The organism is Telluria sp. LT1R51-2 (assembly GCF_059685775.1).
Map to the genome: position 1 here is coordinate 664,216 of NZ_JCASIM010000002.1, position 13,274 is coordinate 677,489.

The 13,274-nt window shown below is 59.5% G+C and carries 15 protein-coding genes; all 15 read right to left on the reverse strand.

All coding sequences use genetic code 11. The features are described 5' to 3' along the window. Positions 1-88 precede the first annotated feature (88 nt). The 15 genes from AC56LH_RS21160 to mnmG all read right to left on the reverse strand — a co-directional run bounded on the left by AC56LH_RS21160 (position 89) and on the right by mnmG (position 13,113). Positions 89-682 carry a glutathione peroxidase gene (locus AC56LH_RS21160; protein ID WP_499649422.1) on the reverse strand — a complete coding sequence of 198 codons (594 nt, stop codon included), beginning with the start codon at positions 680-682 and terminating at the stop codon, positions 89-91. Between the two features lie 67 nt (positions 683-749). Continuing rightward, the gene (locus AC56LH_RS21165) at positions 750-1,178 is read right to left on the reverse strand and encodes a CoA-binding protein (RefSeq protein ID WP_499649424.1); all 429 of its coding nucleotides are present in this window, start codon (positions 1,176-1,178) and stop codon (positions 750-752) included. Between the two features lie 152 nt (positions 1,179-1,330). After that, positions 1,331-1,753 carry a F0F1 ATP synthase subunit epsilon gene (locus tag AC56LH_RS21170; RefSeq protein ID WP_183554845.1) on the reverse strand — a complete coding sequence of 141 codons (423 nt, stop codon included), beginning with the start codon at positions 1,751-1,753 and terminating at the stop codon, positions 1,331-1,333. Positions 1,754-1,780: 27 nt separating this feature from the next. Further along, the gene (atpD, locus tag AC56LH_RS21175; protein ID WP_183554847.1) at positions 1,781-3,187 is read right to left on the reverse strand and encodes a F0F1 ATP synthase subunit beta; all 1,407 of its coding nucleotides are present in this window, start codon (positions 3,185-3,187) and stop codon (positions 1,781-1,783) included. A gap of 103 nt (positions 3,188-3,290) precedes the next feature. Further along, positions 3,291-4,166, reverse strand: coding sequence for a F0F1 ATP synthase subunit gamma (gene atpG, locus AC56LH_RS21180; RefSeq protein ID WP_183554849.1), 876 nt, complete (start codon positions 4,164-4,166; stop codon positions 3,291-3,293). A gap of 56 nt (positions 4,167-4,222) precedes the next feature. Continuing rightward, the gene (atpA, locus tag AC56LH_RS21185; protein WP_183554851.1) at positions 4,223-5,764 is read right to left on the reverse strand and encodes a F0F1 ATP synthase subunit alpha; all 1,542 of its coding nucleotides are present in this window, start codon (positions 5,762-5,764) and stop codon (positions 4,223-4,225) included. Between the two features lie 79 nt (positions 5,765-5,843). Continuing rightward, the gene (locus AC56LH_RS21190) at positions 5,844-6,377 is read right to left on the reverse strand and encodes a F0F1 ATP synthase subunit delta (protein WP_499649426.1); all 534 of its coding nucleotides are present in this window, start codon (positions 6,375-6,377) and stop codon (positions 5,844-5,846) included. Between the two features lie 2 nt (positions 6,378-6,379). Continuing rightward, on the reverse strand, positions 6,380-6,850 hold the full coding sequence (locus AC56LH_RS21195; RefSeq protein WP_482896753.1) for a F0F1 ATP synthase subunit B: 471 nt from the start codon (positions 6,848-6,850) through the stop codon (positions 6,380-6,382). Between the two features lie 76 nt (positions 6,851-6,926). Continuing rightward, on the reverse strand, positions 6,927-7,172 hold the full coding sequence (atpE, locus tag AC56LH_RS21200) for a F0F1 ATP synthase subunit C (protein ID WP_183554857.1): 246 nt from the start codon (positions 7,170-7,172) through the stop codon (positions 6,927-6,929). An 88-nt stretch (positions 7,173-7,260) separates the two neighbouring features. After that, positions 7,261-8,097: a F0F1 ATP synthase subunit A gene (gene atpB, locus AC56LH_RS21205; protein ID WP_499649428.1), complete on the reverse strand. Its 837-nt coding sequence runs from the start codon at positions 8,095-8,097 to the stop codon at positions 7,261-7,263. A gap of 1 nt (position 8,098) precedes the next feature. Beyond that, a complete protein-coding gene (locus AC56LH_RS21210) occupies positions 8,099-8,434 on the reverse strand; it encodes an ATP synthase subunit I (RefSeq protein ID WP_183554861.1) in 336 nt (111 codons plus the stop codon). A gap of 262 nt (positions 8,435-8,696) precedes the next feature. After that, entirely contained in the window at positions 8,697-9,575 is an 879-nt protein-coding gene (locus AC56LH_RS21215; protein WP_499456139.1) for a ParB/RepB/Spo0J family partition protein, read from the reverse strand. Between the two features lie 23 nt (positions 9,576-9,598). Beyond that, complete coding sequence (locus AC56LH_RS21220) at positions 9,599-10,369, reverse strand: ParA family protein (protein WP_499649431.1); 771 nt, start codon at positions 10,367-10,369, stop codon at positions 9,599-9,601. Between the two features lie 165 nt (positions 10,370-10,534). After that, a complete protein-coding gene (gene rsmG / locus AC56LH_RS21225) occupies positions 10,535-11,185 on the reverse strand; it encodes a 16S rRNA (guanine(527)-N(7))-methyltransferase RsmG (protein ID WP_499649433.1) in 651 nt (216 codons plus the stop codon). Continuing rightward, on the reverse strand, positions 11,182-13,113 hold the full coding sequence (gene mnmG / locus AC56LH_RS21230) for a tRNA uridine-5-carboxymethylaminomethyl(34) synthesis enzyme MnmG (protein WP_499649435.1): 1,932 nt from the start codon (positions 13,111-13,113) through the stop codon (positions 11,182-11,184). The genes rsmG and mnmG overlap by 4 nt, the downstream gene beginning before the upstream one ends. Between the last annotated feature and the right edge of the window lie 161 nt (positions 13,114-13,274).

A 13,274-nucleotide genomic window follows, 5' to 3' on the forward strand; every position in this document is an offset into this window, starting at 1 on the left:
TTTTAAATTACTGCCACGAAAGTAAGCTTATTGATGTGGACCCAAAAAAACGTTGATCCACATCAAAATGACCATGCTGTCAGTAAGGTTACAGCGCTTTTTCGATCTGACCGACCAGTTGCGGGTCTTCCGGCGTGACTTTGCTCGGGAAATACTCGAGTACTTTGCCGTCACGCCCGATCAGGTACTTGGTGAAGTTCCACTTCGGTTCCTTGCCCGTTGCCTTGATCAGTTGCGCGTGCAGCGGGTTGGCGTCCGGCCCCTTGACCGACGTCTTGGCAAACATCGGGAACTTCACGCCGTAGGTGTTGTAGCAGAGGTCCGCAATTTCTTTCGCGTTGCCCGGTTCCTGCTGCCCGAAGTCGTTCGACGGGAAGCCCAGCACCACCAGGCCGCGGCTGCCATACTTGGCGTAGATCTTTTCCAGGCCTTCGTACTGCTTGGTAAAGCCGCAGTAGCTGGCCGTGTTGACCACCAGGATCACCTTGCTGCTGTACTGGCAGAGGTCTTGCGGCGCTTCATCCTGCAGGCGCTTGAAGCTGTGCTTGAGCACTGCCGGGCAGGCGGCCGGGTTCTTGCTCAATGCCGGCGCTGGGGCAGCAGGCGCGGCCTGCGCGCTGGCGGGCGGGATGACGCTGACAGCAGCGGTGGCGGCGAGCAGCAGGGCAATGGTCTTGATCATGGCGTGGTATTGACGAGGTGGAAGTAGCAGCGATTGTAGCGCGAGGCGCAGGACCCCGCGCCGCTTTTCACGCGCCTGCCTGCAGGCTGCGATGCTCGATCTTGATGCAGTGGTTCATCACCACATCCAGGCCGGCAGCGCGCGCCAGATCGGCGGCAACCTGGTTCTCGATCTCGAGCTGCATCCACAGGCACCCTGCCCCTACGGCGATCGCATCGCGCGCTATCGGACCGATGTCTTCCGACTTGCGGAAGCAGTCGACGATGTCGATACGCTGGCCACTGTCTGCGAGCGAAGCGGCAGCATCCTGCAGCGTGGCGAATACGGTCTCGCCAAGGATCGTCTCACTGGCGTACTGGGGGTTCACTGGCAGGATACGGTAGCCGTGCTGCTGCAGGTAGGCGCCCACTTCGTGGCTGGCACGCTCCGGCTTGGCCGACAGGCCGACGATGGCGATGGTGGTGCTTCCTTCGAGGATCTGGGCAATGGTACGCATGGTGGCAGGCAGGTCGTTGGGATGGCGATCAGCTTAGCAGGTTTGCTTTACCTGGCCTGACACGTGCCGGACGGTGCGGGGCTGCCATGTGCACTGACGAAAAAAAAGGCAGCCCGCAGGCTGCCTTTCTTGTTGCCGAGCTTGTACTAAACTCAACGGCCTTTCGAACGCAGACGCTGGATCGCCGCCAACTGCGCGATTGCCGCGGCCATTTCGGCCTGGGCTTTTGCGTAGTCGATCTTCGACTCTTGATTGAGCATCAGGTCTTCAGCCTGCTTCTTCGCGGACGTTGCCTTCGCTTCGTCCAGGTCGGCGCCGCGGATCGCGGTGTCGGCCAGCACGGTCACGCCGTTCGGCTGCACTTCGAGGATACCGCCAGCGACGAAGACGAACTCTTCACCACCACCGGCAACCTGGATGCGCACGGCGCCCGGGCGGATGCGCGTGATCAACGGGGTGTGCTTCGGGTAGATACCCAGCTCACCCGCTTCACCCGGCAACGCGACGAATTCGGCCTGGCCGGAGAAGATCTGCTCTTCGGCCGAGACGACGTCGACTTGAAATGTGTTTGCCATGTGTGTCTTTCAGTGGAAGAAAGCGACTTAACCAGCAGCCAGTTTCTTGGCTTTCTCGATAGCTTCCTCGATCGTGCCGACCATGTAGAACGCTTGCTCCGGCAGGTGATCCAGTTCGCCCGATGCGATCATCTTGAAGCCCTTGATCGTGTCTTTCAGCGAAACGTACTTGCCCGGCGCGCCGGTGAACACTTCAGCGACGTGGAATGGCTGCGACAGGAAACGCTGCATCTTGCGAGCGCGTGCCACGACCAGTTTGTCTTCCGGTGCCAGCTCGTCCATGCCCAGAATCGCGATGATGTCACGCAGTTCCTTGTAGCGCTGCAGCGTGTTCTGCACAGCGCGCGCGGTGGCGTAGTGCTCTTCACCGACGACGAGCGGGTCCAGCTGGCGCGAGGTCGAATCGAGTGGGTCGACTGCAGGGTAGATACCCAGCGAGGCGATGTCACGCGACAGAACGACGGTCGAATCCAGGTGAGCAAAGGTGGTTGCCGGTGACGGGTCGGTCAAGTCATCCGCAGGGACGTAGACGGCCTGGATCGACGTGATCGAACCGGTCTTGGTCGAGGTGATGCGCTCTTGCAGACGGCCCATCTCTTCGGCCAGCGTAGGCTGGTAGCCCACTGCCGATGGCATACGGCCCAGCAGTGCCGAGACTTCGGTACCGGCCAGGGTGTAGCGGTAGATGTTGTCGACGAAGAACAGAACGTCCTTGCCTTCATCACGGAACGCTTCCGCCATGGTCAGACCGGTCAGCGCGACGCGCAGACGGTTGCCTGGTGGTTCGTTCATCTGACCGTAGACCATTGCCACTTTCGAGTTGGCAGGGTTTTCCAGGTCAACGACCTTGGCATCGGCCATCTCGTGGTAGAAGTCGTTACCTTCACGGGTACGCTCACCCACGCCGGCGAACACGGACAGACCCGAGTGTGCCTTGGCGATGTTGTTGATCAGTTCCATCATGTTGACGGTCTTGCCGACGCCGGCGCCGCCGAACAGGCCGACTTTACCGCCTTTGGCGAACGGGCAGACCAGGTCGATGACCTTGATGCCGGTTTCCAGCAGGTCGGTCGATGGCGACAGTTCGTCGTAGGCTGGCGCGTCACGGTGGATCGACGCCATGCGCTCGTGGCTGACCGGACCGCATTCGTCGATCGGGTTGCCCAGCACGTCCATGATACGGCCCAGCGTCGGGGTGCCGACCGGGACCATGATTGGCTTGCCGGTGTTCTGGATCATCATGCCACGGCGCATGCCGTCCGAGCTGCCCAGAGCAATGGTACGGACCACGCCGTCGCCCAGCTGTTGCTGGACTTCCAGGGTCAGATCCGAGCCTTCCATTTTCAGTGCGTCGTACACTTTCGGCATGGCATTACGTGGGAATTCCACGTCAACCACTGCGCCGATACACTGAACGATTTTGCCATCAGCCATGTTCGTTCCTTCAGATATTTAGTTAAATTCTTTTTTGCTTTGATCGGTCGGGGACAGCGTAGCGGGCCTAACCCGCTTGACGCCATCCCCACGGGCGGCGCTGTTAAACAGCTGCGGCGCCCGACACGATCTCGGAGAGTTCTTTGGTAATCGCCGCCTGACGGGTCTTGTTGTAGACCAGCTTGAGGTCGCTGATGACACTGCCGGCGTTATCGCTCGCGGCCTTCATTGCGACCATGCGTGCCGATTGCTCGGACGCCAGGTTTTCTGCCACTGCCTGGTAGACCAGCGCTTCCACGTAACGCACCAGCAGTTCGTCGATGACGACCTGTGCTTCCGGTTCGTAGATGTAGTCCCAGCTGGTGGCGCCTGCATCGGCTTTCAGCGAATTGGCTGACAGCGGAAGCAGTTGCTCGACCACGGTTTCCTGTTTCATCGTGTTGATGAACTTGGTGTAGCACAGGTAGACAGCATCGAGCTTGCCTTCCTGGTACGCGTCCAGCATCACTTTGACCGGTCCGATCAGCTTGTCCAGTTGCGGTGCATCGCCCAGCTGCGTGGCTTGCGACACCAGCTTCATGCCGACACGGTTCAGGAAGCTCAGGCCCTTGTTGCCAATGGCAACTGCCTCGACGCGGTTGCCCGCCTGTTCCTGTTCGCGCGCCTTGACGGTTACCTGGCGCAGGATGTTGGTGTTCATGCCGCCGCACAGACCCTTGTCGGTCGTGACGACGATGAAACCAACTGCCTTTGCCTGCACGTCCTTGGCTTGCGCCATGAATGCGTGCGTGTACTCCGGGTTTGCAGTGGCCAGATTGGCGGTGATGTTACGAACCTTGTCACTGTAGGGACGGGCGGCGCGCATACGTTCCTGCGCCTTGCGCATTTTCGATGCGGCGACCATTTCCATCGCCTTGGTGATCTTCTTCGTATTCTCTACGCTCTTGATCTTGCCACGAATCTCTTTGCCTGCTGCCATGAGTCCTTACTCCTTCCAGGCACCGGCATCGCCATGGGGCGACGCCGGCCCACAGATTAATATGCGCCGGATTTCTTGAAATCAGCAACGGCCGCGGCCAATGCTGCTTCGCCGTCTTTGTCCAGTTGCTTGGTTTCGTCGATCTTCGCCAGCAGCGCTGCATGGCCCGACTTCAGGAAGGCGTGCAGGCCGTGCTCGAATGGCAGCACTTTCTTGACTTCGATATCGTCCAGGTAGCCCTTGTTGACGGCGAACAGCGATGCGGCCATCAGCGAGGTCGACAGTGGCGAGAACTGTGGCTGCTTGAGCAGTTCGGTCACGCGCGCACCGCGGTCCAGCTGCTTGCGGGTCGATTCGTCCAGATCCGATGCGAACTGCGCGAACGCAGCCAGTTCACGGTACTGGGCCAGGTCGGTACGGATACCACCGGACAGGTTCTTGATGACTTTGGTCTGGGCAGCACCACCGACGCGCGACACCGAGATACCGGCGTTGATCGCAGGACGGACACCGGCGTTGAACAGCGACGTTTCCAGGAAGATCTGGCCGTCAGTAATCGAGATCACGTTGGTCGGCACGAATGCCGAGACGTCGCCAGCTTGCGTTTCGATGATCGGCAGTGCGGTCAGCGAACCGGTCTTGCCGGTCACGGCGCCGTTGGTGAACTTCGACACGTAGTCGGCGTTCACGCGTGCTGCGCGCTCGAGCAGGCGGCTGTGGAGGTAGAACACGTCGCCTGGGTACGCTTCGCGGCCTGGTGGACGGCGCAGCAGCAGCGAGATCTGGCGGTAGGCAACTGCCTGCTTCGACAGATCGTCGTATACGATCAGTGCGTCTTCGCCGCGGTCGCGGAAGTATTCGCCCATCGCGCAGCCCGAGTAGGCCGAGATGTATTGCATGGCGGCCGATTCCGACGCCGATGCAGCAACAACGATGGTGTATTCCATCGCGCCGTGCGTTTCCAGCGAGCGCACGATGTTCTTGATGGTCGATGCTTTCTGACCGATCGCGACGTACACGCAGGTCACGCCCTGGCCTTTTTGGTTGATGATCGCGTCGACTGCAACAGCCGATTTACCGGTCTGGCGGTCACCAATGATCAGCTCACGCTGGCCACGGCCGATCGGCACCATCGCGTCGATCGATTTGATACCGGTCTGCATTGGCTGCGAGACCGATTCACGCGCGATAACGCCTGGCGCGATCTTTTCGATTGGCGAGGTCAGCTTGGCGTTGACAGGACCTTTGCCGTCGATCGGCTGGCCCAGTGCATTGACCACGCGGCCGCACAGTTCAGGACCGATCGGCACTTCCAGAATACGGCCGGTGGTCTTGACGATGTCGCCTTCCGAGATGTGCTCGTAAGCACCCAGGATGACCGAGCCGACCGAGTCGCGCTCGAGGTTCATGGCCAGGCCGAAGGTGTTGCCTGGGAATTCCAGCATCTCGCCCTGCATCACGTCCGACAGACCATGGATGCGGCAGATACCGTCGGCGACCGAGATCACCGTGCCTTGATTGCGAACGTCAGCCGAACTTTCGAGGCCCTGGATTCGGCTCTTGATCAGTTCGCTGATTTCAGATGGGTTAAGTTGCATGCTTGCTAACTCCAATTATAGTTTCTTGATGCGTAGGGCAAGGGCGGGAACGCCGGCGCGTGCCAGTCGATACGTCGTATTAGTTGGCCAGCGCAACGTGCATCCGTTGCAGCTTGGCGCGAACCGAGGTATCGAGCACTTCGTCACCGACGACCACGCGCACACCACCGATCAGCGATGGATCCACTGTTACCGTTGGGTTGAGCTTGCGGCCAAATTTCTTTTCCAGCGTGGCGACCAGCTGCGCCAGCTGGTCGGCCGAGATCTCGAACGCGCTATGGATCATCGCATCGGCAGCGCCCTCGTTCGCGTTTTTCAGGAGCGCAAACTGGGTGCTGATCTCGGGCAGCAGGTTGATGCGGCCATTCTCGGCCAGCATCGCGATAAAGTTCTTCGCTTCAGCATTCAGCGGCGACTTGACCAGGGACGCAATCGTGTCCGCCAGTTGTGCGTGCGTGACGATCGGGTTGCTGGCGAAGGTCTGCACGTCGGCACTGGCGCCAATCTGGCCCAGTTCCGACGCGATGGCCGAGTACGTGTTCATGTCGCCGGTTTGGGCGACACGGAACAGCGCTTCGGCGTAGGGGCGGGCGACGGTTGCGAGTTCTGCCATGATCAGAGCTCGGTCGACAGTTGCGACAGCAGGTCGGCGTGGGCCGCTGCGTTCACTTCACGCTTCAGGATCTGCTCGGCGCCGGCGACCGCAAGGGCGGCAACCTGGCCACGCAGTGCTTCGCGTGCGCTGTTGACTTGCTGCTCGGCGTCAGCCTTGGCGGCGGCAACGATACGCGCGCCTTCGTCAGCGGCGGTACGCTTGGCTTCTTCGATGATCGCAGCAGCGCGCTTTTCAGCGTCGTTGATGCGCTTCTGGACTTCGTCACGGGCGCCAGCCAGTTCGGTCTGGACACGCTTTTCAGCAGCAGCCAGATCGGCCTTGCCACGGTCTGCAGCGGCCAGGCCACTTGCAATCTTCGCGGCGCGCTCATCGAGCGCCTTCATCAGTGGCGGCCACACGAATTTCATCGTGAACATCGCCAGGATAAAGAAGACCACGAACTGGACAAACAACGTTGAGTTGATGTTCACGGTTTTTTCCTTCTTACAGAAACACGGATGCCGAACCAGAACTGGTTCGGCCCTTCAAGACAGCGAGAAGCGCGTCTTAGACTGGAACGAACGGGTTAGCGAACGCGAACAGCATGGCGATACCAACACCGATCAGGAACGCAGCGTCGATCAGACCAGCCAGCAGGAACATCTTGGTCTGCAGGGTGTTCATCAGTTCTGGCTGACGTGCGCTGGCTTCCAGGTACTTACCGCCCATGATCGCGATACCGATACAAGCGCCGATAGCGCCCAGGCCGATGATCAAACCGCAAGCCAGTGCAACAAAAGAAAGGTCAGTCATGTGTAACTCCAAAAGTTAAAATTGAAAACTAGATTAAAAACTACAACTTCTTTACAACCACTATCTGTTTCGATGCTTGCGGCGCCGATCAGTGGCCTTCGTGAGCCTGACCGAGGTAGACCAGCGTCAGCATCATGAAGATGAATGCCTGCAGGAACACGATCAGGATGTGGAAGATCGCCCAGATGGAACCAGCAATGATGTGGCCAACGACACCGAATGCGGTAGCCGATGCACCCAACAGTGCGATCAAGAGGAACAGCAGCTCACCGGCAAACATGTTGCCGAACAGTCGCATACCGAGCGACACCATTTTTGCTGCGTATTCGATGATATTCAGAAGCAGGTTGAACGGCGCCATCCAGATGCCGAACGGTGCTGCCAGCAGTTCGTGGATCCAGCCGCCGAAGCCCTTGATCTTGATGCCGTAGTAGATCATCAGGACCAGCACGCCCAGCGAAATACCGATGGTGCCGTTGATGTCGGCGGTCGGGACCACGCGGTGATACGGGAACAGATGCTCGACGCCCAGGGCGGCAAATGCCGACGAGAACATGTCGACCGGCAAAAAGTCCAGGCAGTTCATCAGGGCGACCCAGACGAACACGGTCAGTGCGGCTGGCGCGATGAAGCTGCGGTCGCCGTGCACGATCGACTTGGCCTGATCGTCAACCATTTCAAACAGCATCTCGACGGCAGCCTGGAAACGGCCAGGCACGCCGGCGGTAGCGTTGCGCGCAGCGCTCCACAGGATCAGCGAACCGACGATGCCCATGGCCACCGACCAGAACACGGTGTCCATGTTGATCACGGAAAAGTCGACAGGACCGTTCTGATGGCCAGTCGACAGGTGGCCGAGGTGGTGCCGGATATATTCTGATGCGGTGGGCGCGTGGGCTGCGCCGTCTACGGTTGGAGTCGCCATGTCATTGCCTAAATAATAAGAATATGTAACTTTTCAGCGCCACGATGATTCCGGCGACCAATGCCAGCCAGTTCAGATCGCGGTACAGCCACGCCGTCGCGCCCAGGAGCGCCAGCGTCAATGCAATCTTTATAAATTCCCATATGAAAAATGTCGCAGGGTTCGCCGTGCCACTTGCTGATGCGGCAAACAGGCGCACTGCCATGATTCCGTTGGGCACGACGCAACTCAAACCGCCAAGTACCGCAGAAAACGCCGCAGGCCATCCCCCCAGTAATCCGGCGATCACGCCAACGAGAACTGTTGCAATCAACTGCAGGGAAACGATGCGCAGCATATTTTTATAGGTCTTCGCGCTGGCGCAGTGGACGTGCTACGTGGTGGTAATTACATGAATCGCCGGAATTATAAGTGGTTATACGGATGTGAGTCAAACGATTCCCTACTTATAACTGCGCTGTAAAGATGACGAAAATGTGACACGTTGCAGGTGGATTGGGCATTATTTTCAACAACTTAACGCCAGATGGTGTAGGCAGCGGGTGTCACATTGCAGGGTAGTTCGGTCACCGCCTACCCTGCCTTCAGCCAGTTGCCGGTCAACCGCGCAGGCGCGCCAGCACGCCGTCAAGGATGTCGAGGTCGGCGAAATCGATGATCATCTGGCCCCTGCCCTTCGGGCCCATCTTGAACACAACCGGGGTCGCCAGCTTGTCCGACAGCTCTTCTTCGAGCCGCACGATGTCGCCTGACTTGTCTTTCGCACGGGCAGCTTGTGCCGGCGCGTTGTGTTCGTCGAGCGCGCGCGTGACGAGTTTTTCCGTTTCGCGCACCGACAAGCGCTTGGCGATGACCTGGTTGGCCAGCGTGATCTGGTGCGCGCTGTCGACCGCCAGCAAGGCACGGGCGTGACCCATGTCGATGTCGCCGGCCATCAGCATCGTCTGCACCGGTTGCGCGAGGTTGATCAGGCGCAGCAGGTTCGAGACCGCGCTACGCGAGCGGCCCACGGCGCCCGCTGCCTGTTCGTGCGTGAAATTGAAATCCGAAATCAAACGGTTGATACCCTGCGCTTCTTCGAGCGGGTTCAGGTCTTCACGCTGGATGTTCTCGATGAGCGCCATCGCGGCCGCAGCCTGGTCGTCGACGTCGCGCACCAGCACCGGGATTTCATCCAGGCCCGCCATCTGCGCCGCGCGGAAGCGCCGTTCGCCAGCAATGATCTCATACGGCGTCGTGCTACCCGGCGGCAACGGGCGCACCAGCACCGGTTGCATGATGCCCTGGGTCTTGATCGATGCGGCCAGCTCCGACAGGCTCACTTCGTCCATGCGCGTACGAGGCTGGTACTTGCCGGCCTGAATCTGGGTCACGGCGAGCACGGACGGCGTGTTCGGCACGGCCGGTGCGGCGTCCAGGTCGCCGCCGAGCAGGGCGTCGAGGCCGCGGCCCAGTCCCTTGAGTTTTTTGGTTGCCATCTCTTTGTCAGCTTTTTGATTGATTACATGCTCTTGATGCGCTCGACCATCTCGGCGCCGAAGGCGATGTATGCCTGCGCGCCTTTCGAGGACGGGTCGAACGTCACGCCGGGGATGCCGTACGACGGCGCCTCGGCCAGCCGCACATTGCGCGGGATGATCGTCTTGAACACCTTGTCGCCGAAATGCTGCTCGAGCTGGCCAGAGACCTGTTGCGACAGCGTCATGCGCGGATCGAACATCACGCGCAGCAGACCGATGATCTTCAGGTCGGTGTTCAGATTGGCGTGGACCTTCTTGATCGTGTTGACCAGATCGGACAAGCCTTCGAGCGCATAGTATTCACACTGCATCGGGATGATCACGCCGTCGGCGGCGCACAGGCCGTTCAGTGTCAGCAGCGACAGCGCGGGCGGACAGTCGACCAGGATGAAGTCGTAGTCATCGGCCACTGCGGCCAGTGCTTCCTTCAGGCGCCGCTCGCGGTTCTCGAGCGCGACCATCTCGACTTCGGCGCCGGCCAGCTCGCGGTTGGCAGGCAGCACATCGAAGCGCCCTGCTTCCGAGCGCACGCGCGCCGTGGCCACATCGGATTCGCCCAGCAGCACCTGGTAGATCGACGCGGCCAGCTCGGCCTTGTTGATGCCTGCGCCCATCGTGGCATTGCCCTGCGGGTCGAGGTCGACCAGCAGCACGCGCTGGTTCAGTTTGGCCAGGCCTGCGGACAGGTTGACGCTGGTGGTGGTCTTGCCTACTCCACCCTTTTGGTTCGCAACGCAAAAAATCTTCGCCATCTTTTCCTTTCCTGGATGCGACATCAAGGCATCATATCGTTCATACCGTAAAACCGTTGCGGCGATTTATATGAAATAAACGATATAAACTGTTTATACGATTAATACAGATAGTACGGTTAGTACAGTTGGTACTATTTATATAGTATGTACTGTTGGTAGCTTTTATGCGGCTCGCTCGATGAATACCAAGTGTCGCTCTGCCTGCAGTCTAGGCACCCACAGGGGCTGCAGATCCACGACTCTCCAATCCTGCGGCAGGCGCTCGCGCTCCTCGCTTGGCGCGACGCCTTTCAAGGCGATGAATTTCCCGCCCACGGCCAGAAGATGACCCGACCAGTTGACGAAGTCGGACAGGTCGGCAAATGCGCGTGACGTGATCACATCGAATTTGTCTTCTACAACGAGGTCTTGCACTTTCATCGTGTGCACGCTGACGTTGGTCAGCTTCAGTTCTGCCTTCACCTGATTCAGGAACGCGGTTTTCTTGTGCACGGTGTCGATCATCGACACTTTCATGTCCGGTCGCACGATGGCCAGCACGATGCCCGGCAATCCTCCCCCTGCTCCCACGTCCAGCACATTACGGGCATCAGCAAATGCCGGCACTGCTGCCAGCGAGTCAAGCAGATGATGCGTGACCATTTGGTGCGGATCGCGCAGCGACGTCAGGTTGTAGACGCCGTTCCACTTGTTCATCAGTGCCAGATAGCCCATCAGCTTGGTCTGCTGTTCCGGTGTAACGGCGAGCGTCATGTCCTTGATGCCCTGATCCAGTACCGCTGCCAGTGCATCGTGATCGAATGCATATTTCATTCGGCCACCTCGGCTGCAGTCGTGGCAAAGCCTTTGGCACCGCGCTTTTTCAGCGTCACCAGCAACAGCGAGATTGCCGCCGGGGTCACGCCGGAAATGCGGGAAGCCTGGCCCAGCGTTTCAGGCCGCTGCTTGTCGAGTTTCTGGCGTACTTCAAACGACAGCGCCTCGATATCCAGGTAGTTCAGGTTCTCGGGCAGCTTCATGTTTTCGTAGTGATCGTGACGCTCGACTTCGCGCGCCTGGCGATCGATGTAGCCGGAATACTTCAGCTGGATCTCGACCTGTTCCTTCACGGCGGGATCGTCAACGCCCGGGCCGGCCAGGCTCTGGCCTTCAAGACCGCTCATCGTCATGAGGATGTCGTAGTTCACACCCGGTCTGCGCAGCAGATCGGCCAGATTGTATTCACGCTCGAGCGGCTGGCCGACGATGCGTTCCGACTCAGCGACCGCCAGGATGCGTGGATTCACCCAGACTGAACGCAGGCGTTCCAGTTCGCGCGCGACGGATTCGCGCTTGGTTTCGAACGCCGCCCAGCGCGCGTTATCGACCAGGCCCAGACTGCGGCCGATTTCGGTCAGGCGCATGTCGGCATTGTCTTCACGCAGCGAAAGGCGATATTCGGCGCGGCTGGTAAACATGCGGTATGGCTCGGCCACACCTTGCGTCGTCAGGTCGTCGACCAGTACGCCGAGATACGCTTCCGAACGACCCGGCGTCCAGGCATCCTTGCCCTGGGTTTGCAGCGCGGCGTTCAGGCCGGCCAGCAAACCCTGGGCCGCCGCTTCTTCGTAACCGGTGGTGCCGTTGATCTGGCCGGCGAAAAACAGGCCCTTGATCGACTTGGTTTCCAGCGACGCTTTCAAGCCGCGCGGATCAAAATAATCATATTCGATCGCATAACCGGGCCGCAGGATGAACGCATTTTCCATGCCGCGCATCGAGCGCACCAGTGCCAGCTGCACATCGAATGGCAGACTGGTCGAGATTCCGTTCGGATAGAACTCGTTGGTCGTCAAGCCTTCCGGCTCAAGAAAAATCTGGTGCGACTCCTTGCTGGCGAAGCGGTGGATCTTGTCTTCGATCGATGGGCAGTAGCGCGGTCCGACACCTTCGATCACGCCGGTGTACATCGGGCTGCGGTCGAGCCCTGCCCGGATGATGTCGTGCGTACGTTCATTGGTATGCGTGACCCAGCATGGCACCTGTTTCGGATGCATCGCCACATTGCCCATGTACGAGAAAACCGGCACCGGATCGAGGTCGCCAGGTTGTTCGGTCAGCAGCGAAAAGTCGATGCTGCGGCCATCGATCCGGGGCGGCGTGCCGGTTTTCAGGCGGCCCTGCGGCAACTTGAGTTCCTTCAGGCGTGCCGACAACGACGTCGCCGGTGGATCGCCCGCGCGGCCACCGGCATAATTTTGCAGGCCGACGTGGATTTTCCCGTCCAGGAAAGTACCGGCCGTCAGTACCACAGCGCGTGCACGGAAGCTCAGACCTACTTGTGTCACGGCGCCAACGACGCGGTCGCCCTCGACAATCAGGTCTTCGACTGCCTGCTGAAACAGCCACAGGTTTGACTGGTTTTCCAGGCGCGAGCGAATTGCCGCCTTGTACAGGACGCGGTCGGCTTGCGCACGGGTCGCGCGCACGGCCGGGCCTTTTGAGGAATTCAGTATCCTGAACTGGATTCCGGCTTCGTCCGTTGCAATGGCCATTGCGCCGCCAAGGGCGTCGACTTCCTTGACCAGATGGCCTTTACCGATGCCGCCGATCGACGGGTTGCACGACATGGCGCCGAGGGTTTCAATATTGTGGGTCAGCAGCAGGGTCTTTTGACCGGTGCGTGCAGACGCAAGTGCAGCTTCGGTACCGGCATGGCCGCCGCCGACGACGATGACGTCGAATTCAGTAGGAAATAGCATGATGGGATGTGAGGCGAGGAGACTAATGCGCGATTATAGATTCTTTTCCGCTGCCAGATTCTTCGACCGTCAGAAAACGACGAATTTTGTTTCACGTGAAACGTCAGGCTGATCTGTCAATCCGATTGTTTCACGTGGAACGTCCGAAAGAAAAAGCCGGT